We start from the raw sequence: 23853 nt of genomic DNA, 5'->3' as shown, positions 1-23853 counted from the left end.
GGGTTTAGCGCGAGGCGAGGGTGGCCGACGGCTTCACGAGCGGCGCGACGTCGCGCAGCGCGAAGCTCACCTGCTGCGAACCGACGGTGCCGCGGACGCGGTGCTGGCCGACGCGGAGCGTGAACGGCTTGCCGGTGCGTTCCTCGACGCCGCTGATCACGCGCGTGTCGCCGACCTGCGTGACGCTATAGCTATAGGTGCTGCCTTCATGCTCGAAGCGGTTGGTCGGCGCATCCTTGGCAATGGCGACCGACGGCGCCAGCGCGAGCAGGCCGAGCGCGGGGAGAATATATTTTTTCATGATGCAAGTCCTTGTCTGATGAACAAAACTTGCCTTCGGAGCCCCTCTCTTCTTGTGCAGTGCAACATGACCGGCGCGCGCGGCGCGGGCAATTGCAAAAAACAGAACCGCGATTGCGCGGCGCGAAGGGGTCAGGTGCGGACGGGCGCCGCGAGCCGCCGGTTGGCCCCCGCCCACGCCGCGGTTCCGGCGAGCAGCGCATAAGCAAAGAGCATCGTCGCGGGGACGGCGAGCGAATAGGTGGGCTCTTTCGGGCCGAACCAGTCGATCGCCTGCGCAAAGACGAGCAGCCCGGCGAGGGTCCAGAGCCGGCGGTTGCCGCCCGGCGCCTCGGTGCGGCGCAGATAATAAAGAAAGGCGCCGCCGATCAGCAATATCTCGAGCGGCATCGCGATCAGCGGATGATTCCAAAGCCCGAGCCCGAGCTTCGGCGGCATGCCATAGAGCGTCAGATCGGGGATGTGGACGAGGAGGTCGATGAACCAGTGCGACACCACGACCAGCGCGGCGCCGATCGCCGCCTCTTTCCGCTTCGTCGCGAACCAGACGAGCAGGCCGAAAATCTTCGCCCAGATCAGCGCGCCGAGCAGGCTGTGCGTATAGGGCATGTGATAGAGGTCCATCGGATTCATCGCGGTGATGCCGGGGACGATCCGCATCGCCTCGATCCCCGGGACCAGCAATGCGGCAAAACCGATGTCGACGAGCTGCGCCGCGACGAACAAGGTCCCGAGCCCCGCCGCCTTTGGACGGGCCGCGACGATCAGCGCCGGGGCGAAATGGCCGATGAACATGGCGCGACGCTATAGGGCAAAATCACCACGTCAAGCTTGACCGGACGGGGGCGAAGGGGCCAAAGCAGGGCCCATGACGGACACCCCCGAACCCGCCCCTGAAACCCTTGGCGCCGCCGATATCGCCTCGCTGTCGTTCGAAGCGGCGATGGGCGAGCTCGAAACGATCGTGCGGAGGCTCGAGAGCGGCGATGTCAGCCTTGAGGAATCGGTGACGCTTTATGAGCGCGGCCATGCGCTGCGCGGGCATTGCGAGGCGCGGCTGGCCGCAGCGCAGGCGCGCATCGAACAGGTCAGCCTGGGCGCCGACGGCCGGCCGGCGGGAACGACCCCCTTCGGCGAAAGCTGATCCACGGTGACGCTCGTCGACAGCGAAATTTCGCGCGAGCGGCAATTGCTGCTTTCCACCCAGAATGAGGTCGCGGCCGGGATCGACACGCTGTTCGATCAACTGCTCGCCGTTCCGTCCGATCCGCGCGGGCCGCTCTACGAAGCGATGCGCCATGCCGCGGTGGCCGGCGGCAAGCGGCTGCGCCCGCTGCTCGTCCGTGCGGCGGGCGACCTGTTCCACGTCGACCGCATGCTGACCCTGCGCGTCGGCGCGGCGGTCGAGGCGATGCACGCCTATTCGCTGATCCACGACGATCTGCCGTGCATGGACGATGACGACATGCGCCGCGGCAAGCCGACCGTGCACAAGGCGTTCAACGAGGCGACCGCGGTGCTCGCGGGCGATTCGCTCCACGCCCTCGCGTTCGAATGGCTGTGCGACCCGGTGACGAGCGCCGATCCCTTCGTGCGCGGCGAGCTCTGCTGCGAACTCGCGCGCGCCGCGGGTCCGGCGGGGATGGCGGGAGGACAGATGATGGATCTCGCCGCCGAGACGTCGAATTTCGACCTGCCGACGGTGACGCGGCTGCAACAGCTCAAGACCGGGGCGCTGATCGCCTTTTCGGTCGAGGCCGGCGCGATCCTCGCGCGCATCCCGCCCGAGGGCCGCGCGCCGCTGCGCGCCTATTCGCGCGACATCGGCCTCGCGTTCCAGATCGCCGACGACATCATGGATGTCGAGGGCGACGAGGAACTGGCGGGCAAGGCGCTGCACAAGGACGATGCCGCGGGCAAGGCGACCTTCGTCACCTTGATGGGGCTCGAACGCGCGCGTGAACAGGCGACCGCATTGGTCGACCAGGCGATCGGACATCTCGCGAGTTTTGGCGAAGAGGCTGCGCTGCTGCGCGCGATCGCCCGTTATGTGGTGGAAAGGGACCGTTGATGCGCATTGGGGTTTATCCCGGAACCTTCGACCCGATCACGCTCGGCCATATGGACATCATTCGCCGCGGCGCGAAGCTGGTCGACCGGCTGGTGATCGGGGTGACGACCAATATCACCAAGTCGCCGATGTTCGACGACGACGAGCGCATCGCGATGGTGAAGGCCGAGGTCGCGTCGATCGAAGGCGACATCCGCGTCGTCGGATTCAATGCGCTGCTGATGGATTTTGCCGAGCGCGAGGGGGCGACCATGATCGTCCGCGGGCTGCGCGCGGTCGCCGACTTCGAATATGAATATCAGATGGCGGGGATGAACCAGCAGCTCAACGACCGGATCGAGACGGTGTTCCTGATGGCCGACGTCGGGCTGCAGCCGATCGCATCGCGGCTGGTCAAGGAAATCGCGATCTTCGGCGGCGATATCCACAAATTTGTGACGCCTTCGGTGCGCGATGCCGTCGTCGCGCGCATCGCCGAGCGGGGCCTTCTTCAGGGCGACCGCTGATACCGATCATTGAGCGTTCAGCTTTTTCCGGCTAGGGCGCGCCATCGGGGCGCAATTCCAGTTTATTATCCAAAGGCCGATCCAGCATGAAATCATCCTTCCGCCCCTTGGTTCTTACGGCGATGGCGTTCGGTCTCGTAGGCGCGGCCGTCGCGCAGGATGCGCCGCCCGCACCGGGGCCGAACCCCGAGCAGAGCCAGCCGGCGCCGCCCGTCGAAACGCCCCCGCCCGCGCCGGTCGAAACCCCGACCGCGCCCGCGGCGACCGAAGCCGCTCCGGCGACCGTGGCGCCGCCTGCAATCCCGGCGATGGCCCCCGACCAGTATATGGGCGTCCCCGAATATATGCTCAACATCGACCTTTCGACGGGCGGCCGGATCGTGGTCCAGCTCTATCCGAATGTCGCGCCGAACCATGTCGAGCGGCTGAAACAACTCGCGCGCGCGGGTTTCTATGACGGGATCAAGTTCCACCGCGTGATCGACGGCTTCATGGCGCAGACGGGCGACCCGACCGCGACCGGGCAGGGCGGCTCGCAGCTTCCCGACCTCAAGGCCGAATTCAACGTCACCCCGCATCTGCGCGGCACGCTGTCGATGGCGCGCGCCGAGAGCGAGGACAGCGCGAACAGCCAGTTCTTCATCATGCTCCAGCCGCGCTTCGCGCTCGACCGCCGCTACACCGCGTTCGGCCGCGTGATCTCGGGCATGCAATATGTCGACGCTATCCATAAGGGCGAGCCGCCCGAAGTGATGTCGCGCATGGTGCAGGTGTCGGTCGCCGCCGACAACAAGCCGATCCCGCCCGCCTCGATGCTGACCGAAGCGGTGCCCGCGCCGGTCGCCGCGCCCGCCGTGACGGTCGACGAGCTTAACGCTCCGATCAAGCAGTAAGCGCGGGCACGCGCACCAAGATCATGCGCGTCGACGCCTTCGATTTCGATTTGCCCAATGAGCGTATCGCGCTCCGCCCCGCGCGCCCGCGCGATGCGGCGCGGATGCTCGTGGTCGATGGCGGTGAGATCGTCGACGCGGGGGTCGCGGACTTGCCCGCATGGCTGCGCCCGGGCGACTGCCTCGTCTTCAACGATACGCGCGTCATTCCCGCACAGCTCGAAGGGCGGCGCGGAGAGGCGAAGATCGGCGCGACGCTCCACAAGCGCATCGACCTGCGCCGCTGGCAGGCGTTCATCCGCAACGCCAAGCGGCTGCGCGTCGGCGAAAGCGTCGATTTCGGTGCGGGCGTCGCGGCGCTCGCCGAGGAACGGCTCGCCGACGGCAGCTTCATCCTCGCCTTCGCGGGCGACGAGCCGGTCGAAGTCCTGCTCGAACGCGCGGGCACGATGCCGCTCCCACCTTATATCGCGGGCAAGCGCCCCACCGACGACGACGATCGCAGCGATTATCAGACGATGTTCGCGCGCGAAGATGGCGCGGTCGCGGCGCCGACCGCGGCGCTGCACTTCACGCCGAAGCTGCTCGATGCGCTCGCGGCCGCGGGTATCGCGAGCGAAACGCTGACGCTGCACGTCGGTGCGGGCACCTTCCTGCCGGTGAAGGCCGACGATACCGAAGACCATGTCATGCACGCCGAATGGGGGCGGATCGACGCCGATACCGCGGCGCGGCTCAACGCGGTGCGCGCGGCGGGCGGCCGTGTCATCGCGGTCGGAACCACCAGCCTGCGCCTGCTCGAAAGCGCGGCAGAGGATGACGGCGTCATCGCGCCCTTCGCGGGCGACACCGCGATCTTCATCACGCCGGGCTATCGCTTCAAGGCGATCGATGGGCTGATGACCAATTTCCACCTGCCGCGCTCGACCCTGTTCATGCTGGTTAGTGCGCTGATGGGATTGGAAATTATGCAATCAGCTTACAGGCATGCAATCGAGGAAGGCTACCGCTTCTACAGCTATGGGGACGCAAGTCTGTTACTGCCGGGGGACTAAGGCAAAAGGCACTTTCAAGGCATATCGACCAAGGCTCAGCTCGAACTCAAGGCTCAGCGTCAGGGGCGGCCACAGGGCCTTTGGCCGCGTTTACGGCCGCCACCTTCGCTAACAATGCCGCTTTTGACGTTCCGTATCGATTTTGGAGCACAAATTCGATCATCTCGAAAGCGTCGAGAACGTGGTCACGCGTTATGCCGCCCACATGGCTCCCGGTATGCCCATGTTTCCGACACCACTTTGCGATCGGCATCCAATGCCGCCGCGAATCTGATCGGCAACGACTGGGCTGCGGCGCCAGCCTAATTTCTACCCCCCCCTCCGATTGTTGGCTCGCGGCATTACGTGGCCGGGCAGTCGGAGGGTTTTTCTTATTATTTTTTCGGCTACGCTTGGATAGGCGACGGCGAGGGGGAATTGATGCCGCAACCATTTAGTACCGGCGTGCGGGTAGGTATTGCTGCCATCCTCTTTGTTGTGGGGTTCATCTTCCCGCTGCTTTTTATAGTTGCAGCGCTACTCGCCTGGTCCATCGTTGCCGATCATCGACGGCCCAAGGATGTTCATCCTAACGGGTGGTTTGACCGCAGATGGTCGGTGACGGCCGAAGATAGCGATTGGGTTTCGTGCTTCCTGCCTATTTGCGAATCCCCTGCTGAAACGGCTTTTCTCGAAGCCATGATCCCGGCTTTCGATCTGAAACCCGAGAAGGGTGTGCTGAGATCGGAGACCTTGAAGCTAGACCTTCAGGCAAGAATTCCGCCCTATCGTGTCGATTTCTTGGCAAACGACTGGCTGGTCATCGAGATTGACGGTGCAGCCTATCACTCTTCGCCCGAAGCGATCGCTAGAGACAGAGCCCGCGACAAAGACCTCCAGAGCGGCCCCTACACGGTGCTTCGGATTCCTGCGAAAGTGGTTTTCACGACGCCGGGCGATGCAGTGGAACGGGTGAAGGCAGCACTACTGTCTGGTAGAGCCCCCCGACCGACGGTTGGCGATGCGTTGCGCGCTGTCTCGTTGCCGACAGCGAAAGGAATGCTGGCCGGAATGGCTGACACCGCTGAACGATTCAGTATGCATATGGCGACATCTCTCGCGGTGACGGAAGCCTTGAAGCCGGTTGAGCTTGCGATCGCGAGTGAGAAAAGTGTCTTTGATGCAGCGATGAAATGGGCCCGTCACAAGATTGAGATGGAGGAGTGGCGGAAACAGCACCCTCTGCATCAAGAATTGTTTGACCAAGCTAGGCGCGATCTGGATGAGGCTATCCAGCGCCGAGGCGGAGAAAGGCAAACGCCGCGCGTTGTCATTGAGGTGCCCGTCATCGTCCGCCCCCGCACCCACCACAATCCCTCGATTGATGGTGCAATCCAACGGCATTTCGATGAAGCGATGACGACAAGGTCAAAATATTATGCTGATATCGCCCACCAGCTTGATTCGGATGATCGCCTGCCGAATTTGATCCGGCCCTCGTTGCAGGAGTTCGGCCACGAACATTTCTGGGACTTGTTCGTATCCCAAATGGCCGATGCATGATTCCGGGCTGTTTTTAGCTCCGAAAGCAACCTGCGGTAGTCGTCACCGCGCGGGTGTTATCGGCAGATGTTCTTCCACTCATATTGCCCAGTGTAGGGGTTCACGACTTGCTCCATTCGACAAGAGCGCGTCCCGATGGGTGGTAAGACGGGCGTCGCGATGGGCCTCACCGCAGGCGGAACGATTGGACATATACGGGGTGAGCAGATCGGGCGAATGTCAATTGAACTTGTGCAGATGGGCTGCACTTGGCCGTTCACACAGCTACATTGGCAGGCCGCGTGAGCTGGCGTCGAGTAGCTAGCTCCTGCGCCGAAGACGACGAGCAACGGTGCTGCGATCCTGATGGTTTTGAGCATGGCCTCCCCCTCTAGTTACCCGATGTTCATAACAGAACGAACGCCGGGCCTAAATGCAGGAAAAGTCTCTCTTCTGACGCGCCATTTATGAACCGGAAGGTGGTTAGCGATAGGGCGGTGATGGGGCTGGAGACGATGCGGGCGGCGTACGCCCATGCCATCGAAAACGACTATCGCTTCTATAGCTATGGCGACGCGAGTTTGTTGTTGCCCGCACGATAGGGCGCGCGGCCCGTCAATATTCGATCGTGATCTTGACCTTGGCGGGATCGACGCCGGCGAGCGCGGCGATCTCTTCGCGGCTCGCCCGGACCAGCGCATGCATTTGCTGCGCGCTCGCCGCGGGATCGCCATGCGCCGCTGACGGTTCGCCGGCGAGCAGTTCCTGCTCCGAAATTCCAAAAACCTCGGCCAGCGCGGGCAGGTTGCTGCGCCGCGGCACGGTTTTGCCGCTTTCCCACGCCCAGATGCTCGGTCGGCTGAACCCGGTCAGATCCGAAAGCGCCGCGCGGCTGAGGCCGCGTTCCTTTCGCAGCCGCAGCAGGCGCTGGGCCAGCATTTCGTCGCCATCGGGGATGCGCGCCGGATCGACGTCGCCCGGAAGCGGATTGCGCAGCTGCGCCGCGCTGAGCGCCGCGCGCGACAGCGGCCGGTCGAAACGGCAGCCCGCCAGCGCCTCGCTGCGCCACACGATGGTGGCGGCGCAATCGGGCGCCTCGGGCAAGGCGACCGTCAGCCGCTGACCGATGGCCAGATCGGATGCGGTTTCGATCAGCATACCGGTCGCCGACAGATTGTGGATCGCCACCGTCGTGCCCTCGCTGCCTTCGAGCGATCCCGCCGCTTCAAATCGCATATGCATGCGCGGCGCACCGCGCGTGCTCTCGCCGGTCTGTCTCTGTTCGATCATCGCATGAATGGGCATGGTCCAGCTATGCGCGCGATCGGTTGTCGAGTGGTTAATGGGGAACGCCGCATCGCGGGCACATGCTCCGCCGGATGCCCGGCAACAAGGTCCGTTCGCCGTCGTTGGGGCGAACTGTGCGCTGCTTGCGGCGGGTGAATCGGTAATCCGTCGCGGATTTCCCCCGATTTCGGCAGTTCAAATTGAACTTAGTGTCAATTTTTCTGTTAAGATATTAACATCGGTTGTCCCGATTCTGAACGCCGATAGCCAAGTCAGCCGCTTGACGTGCGCCGAATTAACCCTCGGCAGGCGCACTAAAGCGCCAATTTCCGTTAAACTTGAACAACATCGCCTGCGCCCAATTTTGGCCGGAGCCAATTTGGGGGTGCGAAGCTGTCTTAATTTATGTACTAAGTTTTTATTAACAGACGGGTTGATGAGTCGGGTCGCGACTTGTCGGGCACGGGGGTGCCAGAGGGCCATCCGCAAAGCGGAGCCTGAAACCGTTGGGATTTTGGGGGTTCATGTCATGAGGTTCATGATTTTTGCGCTTGCCGCGGCGGCTTTTGCTGTGCCCGCGAACGCAGAAGAAATCCGGAACGTCAAATCGCTCGACATCGCGGTCAGCGGGGCGATCCGCCAGCATTGCGCGATGGGCAGCATCGCCAATATGGATTTCGGCAATCTGGAACGCCGCGGCCTGGGCATCGAAACGCGCGTCGCGCTCGATTGCAACGTCCCCTTCACCATGACGATCAAGGGCGCCCGCGGCGGCCTGACCCACACGACGATGCCGAACGGCCAAGGCCCGTACAGTGGCGTCCTGCCTTATAATCTCGCCGTCGAAATGCCCGTGCGATATCCGTCGCGGCAGACGGTGAGCCAATCCTTCAACAGTCGCCAGCTTTTGGCCGGCGGCGTCATCTCCAGCAACGGCGGCATCGCGACGGACGGAATGGTCCTGGCGGTCGAGCTTGGTCAGCCTTCGGGCGAGGCCGGGCTGCTGGCTGGCGACTATTCGGAAACGATCACGATCACGGTCTCTCCGATTTAACGAATTCGTCCGCGGATGAACCGCGGACGGTAGCCGGAAGGGTAGGCACCGCTGCCCCTCCGGTCTCCGACCAGTTCGGTGCAGGTATTAGGTCGCATTCGGCATTGGGCCGGGCGGCATGATAGAGGGAAGAAAAATATGAAGAAGATCCTTAGCGGCACCGTCGCCGCCATCGCGCTCATCGCCGCCGCCGCGCCCGCCGCTGCACAGAACACCGATCAGCACCACTATGCGGGCACCGGTTCGGTTAACGTTCCGTTCATCGGCAGCCTCCCCGTCGATTATGAAATCACCAACCCGGGCGCCATCGGCACCATCCTTGGTGAAGCCGGCATCGGCTTTGGCGTCGGCACCCGTTACATCGCGCACGCCGATGCACCGAACGACAGCGAAACCGCTACCCCGACCGTCAATGTCGTCTTCACGCTCAAGGGTACGGTGAACAAGGACTGCTCGTTCTACGCAGGCAACAACGCCAATGCGCGCAACATCGACTTCGGCGTCATCGGCGTTCGCACCGGCGACAATGAAAATGTCAATTCGGCATTCGAAATGGTCGGTCCGGCGACCGCCGAAATCGAAACGCTGACCGCGGGCTGCAACTTCAACAACGAAGTCGTCATCACCAAGAACAACGCCGCGGGCCTCGTCAATTCGGCTGCCGGCGGTTACGACACCGACGAATTCCAGGCGAACATTCCGTACAGCGTGAATGCTTCGTGGACGGGCGTCGCGATGAACGCCGTGACCGGCGGCACCGGCCAGTCGCTGAACGTTTCGACGACTCAGCTGACCGCAACCAAGCAGCAGGGCGCATGGCGTTCGGACATGGAAATCGACATTGTCGCGCCCGCCATCACCAACAAGGGCCTCGTCGCCGGCAGCTACAACGGCACGACGACGCTGACGCTGCGCGCGCTCTAAGTTTGCGCTGCGATTATGAAGGGAGGGGAAAGAGCGATCTTTCCCCTTTCTTTATGAATTGATGGGACTAGGCCGGAAACGGCGGGGGATTCGATGATGACAGCATTGGCAATGGTACGGCGCCGGTGGCGCGCTTTGCTCGCGGTGTTTGCCGCGTTGGCGGTGCTGGTCACCCCCGCGCTGGCGATGCGCGTTTCGCCGATGGTGGTCGAAATGGAATCGCGCGGCAGCAACGCCGTCGCGCGCATCGAAATCCAGAATATCAATCCCGGCAATCTCGCCTTCCAGACGCGCATCTTCCGCATGGAGATCGACAAGGAGGGCAATTTCACCGAAACACCCGCCGACGACCAGTTCCTGGTCTTTCCGCCGCAGGGCGTGTTGCCCGCGAGCGGGCGCCAGGTTGTCCGGCTGCAATGGGTTGGCGATGCGGAGCCCGCGACGTCGCAGGCCTTTTATGTCTCGGTCGAACAATTGCCCGTCGCGTTCGAACCCGGTGCAGCCGATTCGGTTGGTGCGCAGGTGCAGGTTCTTTACAATATGCGCGCACTCGTCGTCGTCGCGCCTCCGGGTGCGAAGCCCGAGGTGAAGGCGACCGAGGTCAAGCAGGCGAATTACCAGCCGCCCGCGCTGCCCGGCGCGACCGAAAAGCCGCCGATGCAGGACGGCGTCGAAATCACCCTGAAGAACAGCGGCCGCCGCCACGCGATGATGTCGAACTTCGGCTGGCAGCTCGAGGGAACCGACCGCGAAGGCAAATGGCTGCGCGTGGATATTTCGCCCGAGGAACTGAACCGCGCCGTCGGCACAGGCTATGTTCCCGCACTCGGCGAGCGCATTTTCCGCGTCCCCGTTCCCGGTTTCGGTCCCGGCCCGATCAAGCTGACCTTCAAACAGTGAGGATCGCCGCAGCACTATGTTCGGTGGCGCTGCCGGCGCTGTGCGCGGGCACCGCGGCCGCGCAGGTGTCGATTCCGCTGCCCCAAAATCCCAAGGCGCCGCCCGCGACACGCGATGCGGGCGCCCCGACGACAATCCCGCTTCCCGGCACGCCGATGGTGCCCGTCCCGGCGCCGACGCCGGTGACGCCGCAGCTGCCGATCGGCGAACATGGCCGCCCGGACATCAATCCCTATAACCGCGACATCGACATGACGGTGCCGCTGACCTTCCTCAACCGCAGCCTCGGCGACATTCCGATGCGGATGACGGCGGACGACCGCTTCCTGCTCGAATCCGAAACCTTCCTCCGCCTGATGCGGCCGATCCTGAACGATGCCGCGCATGGCGCGCTCGCGGGCCATTTGCAGAATCTGACCCAGTTCGGCCCCGACGACCTGCAAAAAACCGGCGTCGCGCTGAATTACGACCCCAGCACGCTCGCGGTCGTCGTCGTCGAGGTCACGCCCGAACAGCGCGCGATCCAGAATCTGTTCGCACCGCCGCGCAACGACGCCAATGAGGTGACGCTCCAGCCCGCCGGATTTTCGGGCTTTCTCAACCTGAATGTGATCCAGACCAAGGTCTGGGAAGCCGAGAGCACCGACCCGCCGACGGTCAATTTCGACGGCGCGGTGCGCGTCGGCGACATCGTGTTCGAAGGCGACGCGCAGCTCGGCCAGCGTTTCGGCCTGACGGGCAGCAAATATAAGTTCGCGCGCAATTATGCGCGCCTCGTCTATGACCAGCCCGAAGCCTATCGGCGCTGGTTCCTCGGCGATCTCGATCCGGAAATCCGCGGCCAGCAGTCCTTCGTCCAGATGGGCGGCGTCGGCGTCCTGCGCCAGCAGCGGCGGTTCAACAGCTTTCGTGCGGCGATCCTGCAATCGAACCGCCAGCTCGTGCTCCAGCGCGAATCGACCGTGCGTTTCATGCGCAACGGATCGCTTTATCGCGAACTGAGGCTGCAACCCGGCAGCTATGATTTCAGCTCGCTGCCGCTGATCGCGGGCAGCAACGACATCGACATCCAGGTCACCGACAATAGCGGCGCGACGCAGAATCTGTCCTATCAGCAATATCTCGACCCGATCGACCTTGATCCCGGCGATTATGAATATGGCGCTTTTCTCGGACCGACGAGCCGTACTTTCGGCGGCGCCCCCGATTATCGCGGGCCGGTGGCGTTCACCGGTTTCTTTCGCAAGGCGTTTTTCAATCGTCCTGCGATCGGGGTCGGGCTTCAGCTCAGCGAGGATGTTCAGACGCTCACCGGGCAGACGCAGTTCGTGCTCCCCAACGGCGGGCGCTTGCTGCTCGACGGCGGCGCCAGCCACGCCAAATCGGTGGGTGAGGGCTTTGCCGGCGGCATCAGCTATGAGCATTTCATCGACCGCGAGGGATTGTCCGACAGCCTGACGGTGCGCGCCGACTATGTATCGCCGAAATTCGCCACACTCGGCAATCTCGACGGGATCAACACGACGTCGATGTCGGTCTCGGCGCAATATACGCACCAGTTCAACCTGCGCTTCATGACGACGTCGACCGCCTCCTATATCAAGGGTCGCGGCGCGCTCAATGACAGCTATCGCGTTGGGACCACGGGCTATTACCGGCTCGATCGGCGCTGGACACTCCGCGCCGGGGTCGATTATTCCAAATATCCCTCGGCCTTTTCGCGCGGCAGCGGATTCAGCGTGAACATCGGCATCACCTTCCAGCCCGATTATCGCCGCCGCGCCGAAGCGCGCTATGAAAGCCGCGACAATCTGGCCGAGCTGTCGTATAACCAGAGCGGGCTCAACCAGCTCGACAGCGTCGGTTTCGGCGGGATCGTCGCGCGCGACGACGACAGTGTCCGGACCCAGGGTTATGCGACCTATTCGGCGAACCGGTTCGACGCGGGGATCAGCCACGCAACCTTCGGCCCCAGCATCTCCGATTTCGGCGCGGTCAATGCGACCTCGGTCCGCGTCGGCACGACGCTGGCATTCGCCGACGGCAGCGTCGGCCTCGGCCGGCGCATCAACGACAGTTTCATGCTGCTGAAACCGCACAAGAATCTGGGCAAGCGCAGCGTCGTGGCGGGGCAGTCGCTCGCCGAGAACAACTATATCAGCAAGAGCGGAGCGCTCGGCGCAGCGGTCAATAATTTCCTCGGCTCCTATACCACCCAGTCGGTGCAATATGACGTCGAAGACCCGCCGACGGGATACGACACCGGCTCCGGCGTGTTCCGCGTCCATCCGCCCTACAAGAGCGGCTATGCGGCGCGTATCGGCACCGACGCGTTCGCCAGCGTCATGGGCACGCTCGTTCTTGCGCCCGAAAAGCCCGTGTCGCTGATCGGCGGCCGGGTGACGCTTCTCGATGTCAAGGACGCCGAAAGCCCCAAGCCGATCCCGTTCTTCACCAATTCGGTCGGACGCTTCGCGATCACCAATTTGCTGCCGGGCCGCCGCTATCTGGTGGAAACCTATGGACCGAACGGCACGGTCGACCGGAGTTTCGAATTCACAGTACCGGCGGACACTGATGGTCTATTGAACCTTGGCACCGTTCGCCCCGGTACGAAAAACTAGGAGGCATTATGCTGCGCCACACCCTGTTCCTCGCCGCGGCCTTCTTCGCCGTGCCGCTCCACGCGCAGGCGCCGGCTCCCGGTGCGAGCGTCCGCGGTGCCGATTGCCTGATCCGCGCCAATGCGACGCCGACAAGCTGGATGATCCAGGGTTATGACCCGTTCGATAGCGCGACTCCCGAAGGAACGTTCGGCGTTACCTTCGTCAATGAAGGCGCGGCGGAATGCCGCTTCACCCCGACGTTCGAACTGAGCCAGCCGCCCTTTGGCCTGTCGAAGGGCTCGGGGAAGCGGATCGGCTATGCCTTGCTCAACCTGACCGATACGCAGGACGTGACGCCGCGCGCGGGCCAGACGCAGCGTTATCCGTCGCAGCGCATGGTCAAGCTGGGTCCGAATGCGTCGCGGACGCTGCTGTTCAAGCTGGTCGCCGATCCCGACGATGTGAAAGAGTCGGGCACCTTTACCCAGGACGTGACGATCGAAGCGCAGGACGGCAATTTCCGTTCGCTCGGCGGCACGCGCATCGTGCTGGGGATGCAGGTTCTGCCGTCGGCGCGGATCGGGCTGACCGGCGCCTATACGATGAACGACGGCCATGCGGTGGTCGACCTTGGCGAACTGCGTCCCGGCGTCGCGCCGGTGCCGCTCCAGCTTCGCGTCGCCAGTACCGGTTCCTATGACCTCAGCGTCACGTCGGCCAATTCTGGACGCCTGCGTCTTGGTTCGAGCGAATGGTATGTGCCCTATAGCCTCGCGATCGGCGGAAACTCGGTCAATTTGACGGGTATGCGGACCGTATCCGGCCCCACGAACGGCGGGCTTCGCCGCGACTCGCTGCCGATCCAGTTCGTGGTCGGCGATACCGCCGATCGTCGTGCCGGAACGTACAGCGACGTCATCTCGATCGCGGTGACCGCACGCTGACGCATCCGTTTCGGCAGCGCGTTCGGGCGGCGCGCCTTAACTGAATGTTAGATTTGCGAGCCTAAACAATCATCCAACAGCTTCGGCCTACAGGCGGAAAGGTTTGGCGGATGATTCAGAAATTCTCGCTCGGCGTTGCGGGCTTCATACTCGCTGCGGCGCCGACGACCGCCACGGCGGCCACGTTCGGCTTCAACCTCAGCCTGACGGTTCCCGTGCATTGCACGGTGCAGCATCAGGCGACGGGATTTGGCGCGATCAGCGGCAATGCCGTGTCGCTCGGCAGCTTCCGCGAATATTGCAACGCCCCGACGGGCTATGATCTTGTGATCAACTATGCGCCGGGTTCGCTGGAAGGCGCGCGGATCATCGCCGGAAATGACGAGATCGTCCTCAACGGCTCGGGCCATGCGGTTCTCAGCCGCGCGACCGGCCCGCGGGTCCGGGAGCGGCCCATCGCGGCAGTGCCCGGTGAGCAGGGCTTCGACACCGATCGTTTCGAACTGACGATCATCCCCACCTGACGCCGGCCAATTACCGCCAAGCACGCACCCTCCGGCGATGTCGGAGGGTTTTGTGTTTGCGCGACCGGCGGGTCACATCTCGATCGTGAACTTGATGTTGTCGGGACTGACGCCCGCCGCCCTGGCGATTTGCGCCTTGGCTCTCGCGACCAGCTCGTTCAGATTTTCGGCCTCGTCAATGCCGAGGAGTTCGGCGATTTCGACGCCGAGCGCGAGCGACAAGGCTTCCATCCGGCCGGCTTTGGGCCGCGCCTTGTCGAGCTCCCAGGCGGAAATCGACGGTTCGCTGACCCCCAAATGGATGGCGAGCTGCCCTTGAGTCAGCTCCTTCGCCGTGCGCAGCCGTTGCAGGCGGACGCCGAAGCTTTCGGCGGCGGCGGGCTGGCGATCGGGCGCGGGCGCATCGGCGCCCACCACGCTTCGCAGCTGCGCGGCGCTGAGCGTTGCGGGCGAGATCGGCATTTCGAACTGGCATCCGGCGATGCCCTCGCTGGTCCAGATCACGCGGGTGGCGGTTTTGCCGCTGTGCGGCAGATTGACCTCGACGATCTCGCCGACCTCGAGCGGCACTATGCTTTCGACGAGCATGCCCGTGGCCGAAATATTGTGAACCAGCGCCTCGATTTCGGCGCCCGCCGCCTTCGACCCGTGGAGCGGAAGGCGCAATTGCCGGCGCGACGCACGACCATTTCCGGCCGAGCGTGGCGTGTTGTCGAGATAGACCGTCATCGCCATGCGCGCATCCATCGCGAGCCCGATATTAACATTTGGCTTCGCCGGAAGGTTAATAGGGCAGGGCGCCCGAAAGTCACGGGGGGCGCCCGGTGTCGCGGGCGGGCGATGCCGGCAACGTCCTCGAATGGCACGGTTTCCGGAAAACCCTTAGATATTTACACTATAGCAATTCCTTGTCGGCATAGCGGCTGGCGTGTGGGGACCAGCTGAAGAGTTTGTTTGATGGACAGTCCATCGCGGATCGATTCCGGCGACCAGAGCGATGACGAAGCCGGTGAAGGCCAGCGCGGCTTTTTCGGCTTGATCGGCTCGCGTGTCGGCAAGCAGCGCGGCGATACCGCGGCGAACCTGCATATCCACGAAGCGCTGCTGCTGCTCCAGAATTACGAGGAAAGCGGCCAGGGCTGGTTCTGGTCGACCGACGCCAAGGGGCGGCTGACCTATATCACCGATTCGGTGGCGCGATTGATGGGGCGAACGACCGGCACGTTGCTCGGCACCGCCCTCACCGACCTGTTCCTGCCCGTCGACAGCCACGGCGAGCGCCAGCGCACCTTGCCCTTCCTGCTCACCAAACAATCGAAATTCGACAAGCTGCCGCTGCGCAGCGCGTTCGAAGGCGACGACCGCTGGTGGGCGATTTCGGGCCGGCCGCAGTTCGACGGCGGCGGCAAATTCACCGGCTATCGCGGCAGCGGGACCGACGTGACCGCGCAGCGCCGTTCGGCCGAGGACGCCTCGCGGCTGGCGCTCTATGACTCGCTGACCGGGCTCGCCAACCGGTTCGCCATTTCGAAAAAGCTCGACACGACGCTCGCGGCCTTCGCGCAGCAGCAGCGGTCATGCGCGATCATGCTGCTCGACCTCGACCGCTTCAAGCAGGTCAACGACACGCTCGGCCATCCGGCGGGCGATGCGCTGCTGAAACAGGTCGCCGAACGCTTGCTGAAGATCGTCGGCGACAAGGAGATGGTCAGCCGTCTGGGCGGCGACGAATTCCAGATCATCCTTCCCGACATCGAGGATCGCGGCAAGCTGGGCGATATGGCTGCCGACATCATCGCCAGCCTGTCGCAACCCTATTCGGTCGAGGGCAGCCGCTGCATCATCGGCGCGTCGGTGGGCGTCGCGATCGCGCCGTTCGACGGCCTCAGCAGCGACGATCTCGTTCGCAACGCCGATCTTGCGCTTTATGCGGCAAAAGGGAACGGCCGCGGGCGGTTCGCCTTTTATTCGAGCGACCTCCACACCGCCGCCGAGGATCGCCGCGCGCTCGAGGACGATCTGCGCGACGCGCTGGTGCGCGGCGAGATGGCGCTGATGTATCAGCCCGTCGTCCATTCCAAATCGAACATGGTGAGCGGGGTCGAGGCGCTGATCCGCTGGACCCACCCCGAACGCGGCGTGATCTCTCCCGCGGTGTTCATCCCGATAGCCGAGGAAGCCGGGCTGATCTGGGCACTCGGCGAGTGGGTGCTGCGCACGGCATGCGAAGATGCGGCGAGCTGGCCGGGCGACATGCGGGTCGCGGTCAACGTCTCGCCGATCCAGTTCGCGAATGCCGAGTTGCCGAAAGTCGTCGCCAAGGCGCTTGCGGCGACCGGGCTTGCGCCGGGCCGGCTCGAACTGGAAATCACCGAAAGCGTGTTCCTGGGCGATACGGCCGAGACCGCGCACATGTTCGAGGCGCTGAAGGCGCTGGGGGTTCGCCTGGCGCTCGACGATTTCGGCACCGGCTATTCGTCGCTCGCCTATCTGCAATCCGCGCCGTTCGACAAGATCAAGATCGACCAGAGCTTTGTCCGCGACGCAACGATCCCGGGCTCGCGCAATGGTGCGATCATCGCCGCGATCGTCGCGCTCGCCGAGGCGCTCGAGATGGAAACGACCGCCGAAGGCATCGAATCGCTCGACCAGCTCGACCTCATCCGCAAGCTCAACGTCAGCCACGTCCAGGGCTATGTCTATAGCAAGGCGGTGCCGCAGGCCGAACTGCTCGATCATGCCGAGGGGACGTGGACGATCAAGCCGGCGGGCCCCGCGCGCCAGCGCAACGACCGCTTTTCGCTGTTCCGCAAAGTCGGGGCGATCCACGACAATCATCGCTATGCCGTCGTGATCCGTAACCTGTCGGCGACCGGCGCCTTCATCGAGGGGCTGCTCGATGTGCCGATCGGCACGCGCTTCGTGATCGATTTCGGCGAAGGGCAGCTGGTCACCGCGAGCGTGCGCCGGTCGATGAAGCATCAGCAGGGCGTCGAATTCGAACAGACGATGGTCAGCGACGGCAATGGCGGGCTCTGCACGCGCCACCGCGTGTCGCCCTATCTGATCGCCGCCGCGACCCAGTCGACCTCGGCGCTCGCGCTGCCGTCTTTTACGACGACGAGCGACTGGAAAGCGGCGTAACGCCGGAACCGCCGCTTCGCTGGGCCGTTCTCTCTCCGACCGCCAACGGACGGAGACCGACATGACCGAGACCAAAATCTTCGCGCGACTGAAAGCCGATCACGACCGGCACCGCGAGCTTCTCGCCCGCATCGACGAAACGCAGGGCGACAGCGACGAGCGCCGCTATCTGTTCGAGGCGTTCCGCGTCGAGGTGACCGCGCATGCGGCGTCGGAGGAAATGTCGCTCTATGCAACGATGCTCGCGAACCCCGACCTCCGCGACGAGGCGCAGCATAGCGTCGCCGAGCATAAGGAGATCGAGGATTTCCTGACCGAACTCTACGAGATGGATTTTTCCTCGACCGGCTGGCTCACGCGCTTCCGCACGATGAAGGAGCGCTACCTCCACCATATCGACGAGGAGGAGGAAGAGATGTTCCCGCAGGCCGAAAAGGGGCTGTCGGACGCGAAGAAGCGCGAGCTCATCAAGATATTCGAGAAGGAAAAGCCGAAGGAAAAGGCGAAGGCGGCCGAGGAAGAGCCGTCGAGCGAGCACGCGAAAGCCTGACCGCCCGCCCTCGACTTTCGGCGCGCGTCCCGCCATAGGCGCGCGCCATGACCGACAGATTCGCCTTTTCGATCGCCGCGACCGACGGCGCCGCGCGCACGGGCGTGATCCGGATGCAGCGCGGCGAGATCCGCACCCCCGCTTTCATGCCCGTCGGCACCGCGGCGACGGTGAAGGCGATGCGTCCCGCCGAGGTCCGCGCGACCGGCGCCGACATCATCTTGGGCAACACCTATCATCTGATGCTGCGCCCGACCGCCGAGCGGATGGCGCGGCTGGGCGGCCTGCATAATTTCATGGCCTGGGACCGGCCGATCCTGACGGACAGCGGCGGTTATCAGGTGATGAGCCTGTCGGCGCTGACCAAGCAGAGCGAGGAGGGCGTCGCGTTCAAGAGCCACCTCGACGGCTCGCGCCACATGCTGACTCCCGAACGCTCGATGGAAATCCAGCGCCTGCTCGGCAGCGATATCGTGATGGCGTTCGACGAATGCCCGCCGAACGGCGTCGACGGCAAGCGCGCCGAGGCGAGCATGGAACGCTCGATGCGCTGGGCGGCGCGCAGCCGCGCCGGCTTCGACGCGGGCGAGGAGCATGCCGCGCGTTCGGCGCTGTTCGGCATCCAGCAGGGCTCGCTCGACGCGAAGCTGCGCGCGCGCTCGGCGGCGGCGCTGACCGACATTGGTTTCGACGGCTATGCTATCGGCGGGCTCGCCGTCGGCGAAGGTCAGGAGGCGATGTTCGGGGTGCTCGATTATGCTCCGGGCCAGCTACCCGCCGACAAGCCGCGTTACCTGATGGGGGTCGGCAAGCCCGACGACCTCGTCGGCGCGGTCGCGCGCGGGGTCGACATGTTCGATTGCGTGCTGCCGACGCGTTCGGGGCGCAACGGGCAGGCCTTCACCCGCGACGGCCCGATCAATATCCGCAACGCGAAATTCGCCGAGGATCAGGCGCCGCTCGATGCGGATTGCCGTTGCCCCGTCTGCACGACCTGGTCGCGCGCCTATCTGCACCACCTCGTGCGCTCGGGCGAGATGCTCGGCGCGATGCTGATGACGCAGCATAATCTGCATTATTATCAGGATTTGATGCAGGACATGCGCGACGCGATCGCCGCGGGCCGCTTCGCGTCGTTCCAAAGCGATTTCGACGCGCGCTACCGGCGCTGAAAATCAGTCGAGTTTGCCCAGCAGGTCGAGCAGAGACTGAGGAATATCTTCGTCGACGGTGGACTCATAGGCGCGACGCAGGGCGCCGTTGACGTCCTGCCCCTTGGCGGAAGGTTTTTTATCCGCGTCCTTTCCGGAGGTCTCGCTGCGTGGCGAACCGGTTTTAGACGACATTATCGAAGCATCCGCTGGACATGGGACCTTTTGCTAACCGCGCGTACACCAAAGCGCAATGGCGCGTTTGTTCCTTCCCGATGAAACTATTTTGCGGCTAAATCGTTCCCAAAGGTTGAAATATATCGGATGGTGCGGGGGAAGCACGGGCGTTTGTCCCTTTTCCGGACGCGTCCGTCAAAATATGTGCGGCTATCAGGAGGTAAAATATGTCATTGGGTCAGTCGGTTGCGCCGCATCTTCCCTATTTGCGGCGCTATGGCCGGTCCATTTCCGGGAGCCAGCAAAGCGGCGATGCGTTGGTCGCGCGGTTGCTCGAAACGCTCGTCGCGAACCCCGGCGCGGTCGATACCGGCGCCGATTTGCGGATTCAGCTTTACCGGATGGTGCATGACAATTTCGGGCTGATGACCGAACAGGCGGCCGCGACCGACGACGGTGCGCTGTCCGATATCGCGATTGCCGACGCCCGCCTGCGCCGGATTCCGTCGCTCGCACGGCAGGCGCTGCTGCTCACCGCGGTCGAGGGTTTCAGCTTCGAGGACACCGGACGGATCATCGGCCGCGACGCCGAGGCGGTGCGCGCGCTAATCGCCGACGCGACCGAAGAGATCGACCGTCAGACGCGCGCGCGCATCCTGATCATCGAGGACGAGCCGATCATCGCGATGGACATCGAAATGATCGTGCGCGAACTCGGTCACGACGTCGTCGGCGTCGCGACGACGCACCGCGAGGCGGTCGACGAAGCGCAGAAGCATCAGCCGGGCCTCGTGCTCGCCGACATCCAGCTCGCCGACAACAGCTCGGGGATCGAGGCGGTGCAGGAAATCCTGACCGAAGTGAAGGTGCCGGTCATCTTCATCACCGCCTTCCCCGAACGGCTGCTGACCGGCGACCGGCCCGAGCCCGCTTTCCTCCTCACCAAGCCCTATCAGCCCGCGACGCTGCGCGCGGCGATCTCGCAGGTGCTGTTCTTCGACGAAAGTACGATCCCGGCCTGAGCAGTGTCGCCCGCCCTTGTCACGCGCCGCGGCGCGGGTGATAGGGCGGGGCGATGACACTTATGGACGCTTCCCGCCGCCAGTCGGCGCTCGACCGGCTTGGCGCACACGCGCCCTTTCTCGCGCGGCTCGCCGAACTCTATCCCGACGATGTTGCGCGATATTCGAGCGAAGGCACCGATGCCGCGCTCGCGGCTGTCGCCGCACCGCCGGTCGATGATGATATCATGCGCACGCTGCGCCAGTGGCGCGGGCGGATGGCGCTGCTCCTCGCGCTCGGCGATTTGTCGGGCGAGCATGATGTCGCGACGACGACGCGGCTGCTCTCCGATTTCGCCGATCAGGCGTGCGACGCCGCTCTCGCAGCCGCCTTCGCCGAACGCGTGCCCGGCGAGGAACCACGCGGCCTGGCGGTGATCGCACTCGGCAAGCTTGGCAGTTACGAGCTCAATTATTCGTCGGATATCGACCCGATCCTGATCTTCGATCCCGAAACGCTGCCGCGCCGTCAACGCGACGACCCGGGCGAGGCGGCGGTGCGGATCGCGCGGCGGATGACCGAGATTTTGTCGGCGCGCACCGGCGATGGCCATGTGCTGCGCGTCGATCTGCGCCTCCGCCCGCATCCCGAAGTGACGCCGATCGTGCTTCCGGTGAACGCCGCGATCTCCTATTATGAATCCGAAGCGCTCGCGTGGGAGCAGGCGGCGTTCATCCGCAGCCGCGCATCGGCGGGCGACCGGATGCTCGGCGAGCAGTTCCTGTCGGCGATCCAGCCCTTCATCTGGCGCCGCAGCCTCGATTTCCGGCAACTCAAGGAAATCGGCGCGATGAGCGACCGGATCCGCGACCATTTCGCGCAGGGACAGGCGTTCGGGCCGGGCTTCGACCTCAAGCGCGGGCGCGGCGGGATTCGCGAGATCGAGTTTTTCGCGCAGGTCCATCAGCTCATCTATGGCGGGCGCGATCCGTCGCTGCGCGTTCCCGCGACGGTCGATGCGCTCGCGGCGCTCGCGGCAGCGGGGCGGATCGAGCCCGAGGTCGCGGCCCGCCTGTCGGACCATTATGCGACGCTTCGCCGCATCGAGCACCGGCTCCAGATGATCGAGGACCAGCAGACGCACAGCCTGCCGACGCAGGAAGCGGCGCTCGACTGTGTGGCGCGGCTCGATGGCGAGGCCAACGGCGCGGCGCTGCTCGCGGCGCTCGAACCCGTCGTGAACGACGTCGGCGGCTGTTACGACCGGCTCGTCGCCGAGCGCGCGGTGACCACCGGCCTGCCGCGCGACGAGGATAGCCTCGCGGTACAATTGATCGCGGCGGGGTTCGACCCGCCGGATGCCGCGCTCCGCACGATCGCGGAATGGCGCGGCGGCAAGCTCCGCGCGCTGCGCAGCCCCGCGGCGCTCGACGCGCTCGAGACGATGCTGCCCGAACTGGTCAAGGCATTGGGCGCGGCGCCCGATCCGCAAGCGACGCTGACGCGCTTCGACAAACTGGTGGGGGGCCTGCCGAGCGCGATCAATTTCTTCCACCTGCTCGCTGCGCAGCCGGCCCTGGCGCGCATCGCGACCCGGATATTGTCGCTCGCGCCAACACTCGCCGACGCGCTCGGCACGCGCGCCCAGCTGATCGAAGGGCTGATCGACCAGCGCGCCTTCGATGCCCCCGCGAACAAGGAACAGCTGGCGGCCGAATGGGGGCCGGGGCTCGCGGCGCTCGATTACGAACGGCTGCTCGACCGCGTGCGCGACCATGTCGGCGAACGGCGCTTTGCCTATGGCGCGCAGCTCGTCGCGGGCGCGACCGATCCGCTGGTGATTGCATGCGGTTATTCGGAGCTGGCCGAGGCCGCGCTCGGCGTGCTCGCCGACGCGACGGTCGCCGAATTCGTTGCGGCGCACGGGCGCGTCCCCGACAGCGAGCTTGTCGTGCTCGCGCTCGGGCGGCTCGGGGGCAGGGCGCTGACGCATGCGTCGGACCTCGACCTCATCTATCTCTTCACCGGCGATCATCTCGCCGAATCCGACGGGCCGCGCCCGCTCGGCGCGACGACCTATTACAACCGCCTCGCGCAGCGCGTGACCGGTGCGATGTCGGTGCCGACCGCGGCGGGCAAGCTCTACGATGTCGACACGCGGCTGCGCCCGCAGGGCGCGCAGGGGCCGCTCGTGGTGACGGTCGACAGCTTCGAACGCTATCAGCGCGAGGAAGCGTGGACGTGGGAGCATATGGCGCTGCTCCGCGCGCGGCCGGTGTACGGCTCGGATGCGGCGAAAGCGGAGGTGCAGCGCATCATCGACGATCTGCTTGCGATCCCGCGCGATCCGGCAAAGCTTGCGGCCGACGCGGCAGAGATGCGCGGCAAGATCGCCGCGCACAAACCCGCCAACGGCGCGCTCGACATCAAGGGCGGGCCGGGCGGGCTCGTCGACCTCGAATTCGCGATGCAGGTGACGCAGCTCGTCAGCGGCCAGTGCCACGATCCGAATATCTCGGCCGCGCTCGCCTGTTTGAAGGCGGCGGGGCTTGTCCCGCCCGAGGTGGTCGACGCGCATGGCCTGCTCGCGCGGATGCTCGTCATGCTGCGCCTCACCGCGCCCGAGGGCGAGCCCCCGACCGCCGCCGCGCGCCAACTGGTGGCAAGCCAGTGCGGCGAGCCTGGCTGGCCGCAACTGCTTGCCGCGCACGATGCGGCGCGGCAGGAGATCGCGAACTGGTGGGCGTCGATTCGTCCCGGACAGGAGAATGAAAAATGAGCGGTCCCCAAATTGGCGATGCGATTCCCGCGGTCAAACTCCTCGACGCCGATGGTGCGGCGATCGACCTTGCCGCGATGAAAGGCGCGCCGCTCGTCGTCTATTTCTATCCGAAAGCCGATACGCCGGGTTGCACGGTCGAGGCGCAGGATTTCACCCGCCTCGCGCCCGAGTTTTCGAAGCTGGACGCTCAGATCCTCGCGGTATCGCGCGATGCGCCGGCGAAACTCTGCAAATTCCGCGACAAATACGGCCTGACCGTCCGCCTCGCCTCCGACGAAGATGGTGCGGTGTGCGAAGCCTTCGGCACCTGGGTCGAAAAGCAGAATTACGGCCGCACCTATATGGGCATCGAGCGCTCGACCTTCCTGTTCGGCGCCGACGGCAAGCTCGTCAGAGAATGGCGCAAGGTGCGCGTGAAGGGCCATGCCGACGCGGTGCTGGAGGCGGCAAAAGCCCTCTGAC

Annotated in this window: 23 protein-coding genes and 1 pseudogene; 19 read left to right on the top strand and 5 right to left on the bottom strand. The window is 64.6% G+C overall.

The genetic code is table 11. The annotated features are described in order from the left end of the window. Positions 1 to 4: 4 nt before the first annotated feature. Both FG91_RS09765 and FG91_RS09760 read right to left on the bottom strand, forming a co-directional pair. The gene (locus tag FG91_RS09765; RefSeq protein ID WP_037514506.1) at positions 5 to 301 is read right to left on the bottom strand and encodes a hypothetical protein; all 297 of its coding nucleotides are present in this window, start codon (positions 299 to 301) and stop codon (positions 5 to 7) included. 131 nt (positions 302 to 432) lie between these two features. Then, positions 433 to 1095, bottom strand: coding sequence for a hypothetical protein (locus FG91_RS09760; RefSeq protein ID WP_037514505.1), 663 nt, complete (start codon positions 1093 to 1095; stop codon positions 433 to 435). A 73-nt stretch (positions 1096 to 1168) separates the two neighbouring features. On the opposite strand from FG91_RS09760, the gene FG91_RS09755 reads away from it, so the two are divergent. The 7 genes and pseudogenes from FG91_RS09755 to FG91_RS21410 form a co-directional block, all read left to right on the top strand. Next, positions 1169 to 1444: an exodeoxyribonuclease VII small subunit gene (locus FG91_RS09755; protein WP_037514504.1), complete on the top strand. Its 276-nt coding sequence runs from the start codon at positions 1169 to 1171 to the stop codon at positions 1442 to 1444. Positions 1445 to 1489: 45 nt separating this feature from the next. Then, entirely contained in the window at positions 1490 to 2371 is an 882-nt protein-coding gene (locus FG91_RS09750) for a farnesyl diphosphate synthase (protein ID WP_037514582.1), read from the top strand. After that, positions 2371 to 2877, top strand: a complete 507-nt coding sequence (gene coaD / locus FG91_RS09745) for a pantetheine-phosphate adenylyltransferase (protein ID WP_037514503.1) — start codon at positions 2371 to 2373, stop codon at positions 2875 to 2877. Before FG91_RS09750 ends, coaD begins: the two co-directional genes overlap by 1 nt. Positions 2878 to 2963: 86 nt before the next feature. After that, a complete protein-coding gene (locus tag FG91_RS09740; protein WP_037514502.1) occupies positions 2964 to 3770 on the top strand; it encodes a peptidylprolyl isomerase in 807 nt (268 codons plus the stop codon). 23 nt (positions 3771 to 3793) lie between these two features. Beyond that, positions 3794 to 4825 (top strand): tRNA preQ1(34) S-adenosylmethionine ribosyltransferase-isomerase QueA, encoded by a 1032-nt coding sequence (gene queA, locus FG91_RS09735; protein ID WP_037514500.1) that lies wholly within the window; start codon positions 3794 to 3796, stop codon positions 4823 to 4825. A gap of 345 nt (positions 4826 to 5170) precedes the next feature. Then, complete coding sequence (locus FG91_RS09730; protein WP_037514498.1) at positions 5171 to 6367, top strand: endonuclease domain-containing protein; 1197 nt, start codon at positions 5171 to 5173, stop codon at positions 6365 to 6367. A 473-nt stretch (positions 6368 to 6840) separates the two neighbouring features. Then, positions 6841 to 6948 (top strand): annotated as a pseudogene (locus FG91_RS21410) (S-adenosylmethionine:tRNA ribosyltransferase-isomerase); the annotation flags it as partial. 13 nt (positions 6949 to 6961) lie between these two features. Here the strand turns inward: FG91_RS21410 and FG91_RS09725 are convergent. Next, the gene (locus FG91_RS09725) at positions 6962 to 7636 is read right to left on the bottom strand and encodes a helix-turn-helix domain-containing protein (RefSeq protein ID WP_268746376.1); all 675 of its coding nucleotides are present in this window, start codon (positions 7634 to 7636) and stop codon (positions 6962 to 6964) included. A gap of 526 nt (positions 7637 to 8162) precedes the next feature. Here FG91_RS09725 and FG91_RS09720 point away from each other — a divergent pair. The 6 genes from FG91_RS09720 (at position 8163) to FG91_RS09695 (ending at position 14585) form a co-directional block, all read left to right on the top strand. After that, positions 8163 to 8687: a spore coat protein U domain-containing protein gene (locus tag FG91_RS09720; protein WP_037514496.1), complete on the top strand. Its 525-nt coding sequence runs from the start codon at positions 8163 to 8165 to the stop codon at positions 8685 to 8687. A 138-nt stretch (positions 8688 to 8825) separates the two neighbouring features. Then, the gene (locus FG91_RS09715) at positions 8826 to 9611 is read left to right on the top strand and encodes a hypothetical protein (RefSeq protein ID WP_037514495.1); all 786 of its coding nucleotides are present in this window, start codon (positions 8826 to 8828) and stop codon (positions 9609 to 9611) included. Between the two features lie 93 nt (positions 9612 to 9704). Further along, positions 9705 to 10511, top strand: a complete 807-nt coding sequence (locus FG91_RS09710) for a fimbrial biogenesis chaperone (RefSeq protein WP_235212001.1) — start codon at positions 9705 to 9707, stop codon at positions 10509 to 10511. Continuing rightward, complete coding sequence (locus FG91_RS09705; protein WP_235212000.1) at positions 10508 to 13135, top strand: hypothetical protein; 2628 nt, start codon at positions 10508 to 10510, stop codon at positions 13133 to 13135. Before FG91_RS09710 ends, FG91_RS09705 begins: the two co-directional genes overlap by 4 nt. 8 nt (positions 13136 to 13143) lie before the next feature. After that, a complete protein-coding gene (locus tag FG91_RS22365; protein WP_037514494.1) occupies positions 13144 to 14061 on the top strand; it encodes a hypothetical protein in 918 nt (305 codons plus the stop codon). 110 nt (positions 14062 to 14171) lie between these two features. After that, entirely contained in the window at positions 14172 to 14585 is a 414-nt protein-coding gene (locus FG91_RS09695; RefSeq protein ID WP_037514493.1) for a hypothetical protein, read from the top strand. Positions 14586 to 14657: 72 nt separating this feature from the next. On the opposite strand, the gene FG91_RS09690 is transcribed toward FG91_RS09695, so the two are convergent. Then, positions 14658 to 15320 carry a helix-turn-helix domain-containing protein gene (locus FG91_RS09690; RefSeq protein WP_037514576.1) on the bottom strand — a complete coding sequence of 221 codons (663 nt, stop codon included), beginning with the start codon at positions 15318 to 15320 and terminating at the stop codon, positions 14658 to 14660. 222 nt (positions 15321 to 15542) lie between these two features. Here FG91_RS09690 and FG91_RS09685 point away from each other — a divergent pair, with 222 nt between their 5' ends. The 3 genes from FG91_RS09685 to tgt all read left to right on the top strand — a co-directional run bounded on the left by FG91_RS09685 (position 15543) and on the right by tgt (position 19451). Further along, positions 15543 to 17729 (top strand): EAL domain-containing protein, encoded by a 2187-nt coding sequence (locus tag FG91_RS09685; protein WP_037514491.1) that lies wholly within the window; start codon positions 15543 to 15545, stop codon positions 17727 to 17729. A 61-nt stretch (positions 17730 to 17790) separates the two neighbouring features. Continuing rightward, positions 17791 to 18279 carry a hemerythrin domain-containing protein gene (locus FG91_RS09680; protein WP_037514489.1) on the top strand — a complete coding sequence of 163 codons (489 nt, stop codon included), beginning with the start codon at positions 17791 to 17793 and terminating at the stop codon, positions 18277 to 18279. Positions 18280 to 18326: 47 nt separating this feature from the next. Next, the gene (gene tgt, locus FG91_RS09675) at positions 18327 to 19451 is read left to right on the top strand and encodes a tRNA guanosine(34) transglycosylase Tgt (RefSeq protein ID WP_037514488.1); all 1125 of its coding nucleotides are present in this window, start codon (positions 18327 to 18329) and stop codon (positions 19449 to 19451) included. Between the two features lie 3 nt (positions 19452 to 19454). Here the strand turns inward: tgt and FG91_RS22015 are convergent, their stop codons facing one another. Continuing rightward, a complete protein-coding gene (locus FG91_RS22015; protein WP_156377358.1) occupies positions 19455 to 19625 on the bottom strand; it encodes a NepR family anti-sigma factor in 171 nt (56 codons plus the stop codon). 209 nt (positions 19626 to 19834) lie between these two features. Between FG91_RS22015 and FG91_RS09670 the strand changes: the two genes are divergently transcribed. From FG91_RS09670 to FG91_RS09660, 3 genes are read left to right on the top strand one after another with little or no spacing between them, the layout of a single operon-like run. Then, entirely contained in the window at positions 19835 to 20629 is a 795-nt protein-coding gene (locus FG91_RS09670; RefSeq protein WP_037514487.1) for a response regulator, read from the top strand. Between the two features lie 53 nt (positions 20630 to 20682). Next, positions 20683 to 23388, top strand: coding sequence for a bifunctional [glutamine synthetase] adenylyltransferase/[glutamine synthetase]-adenylyl-L-tyrosine phosphorylase (locus FG91_RS09665; RefSeq protein WP_081940512.1), 2706 nt, complete (start codon positions 20683 to 20685; stop codon positions 23386 to 23388). Then, positions 23385 to 23852, top strand: coding sequence for a peroxiredoxin (locus FG91_RS09660; protein ID WP_037514484.1), 468 nt, complete (start codon positions 23385 to 23387; stop codon positions 23850 to 23852). The genes FG91_RS09665 and FG91_RS09660 overlap by 4 nt, the downstream gene beginning before the upstream one ends. The last annotated feature ends 1 nt before the right edge of the window (position 23853 follow it).

It is taken from the genome of Sphingopyxis sp. LC81 (genome assembly GCF_000756375.1).
In the GTDB taxonomy this organism is placed as follows: Bacteria; Pseudomonadota; Alphaproteobacteria; order Sphingomonadales; family Sphingomonadaceae; genus Sphingopyxis.
This window is presented reverse-complemented; position numbering and strand designations above follow the sequence as displayed.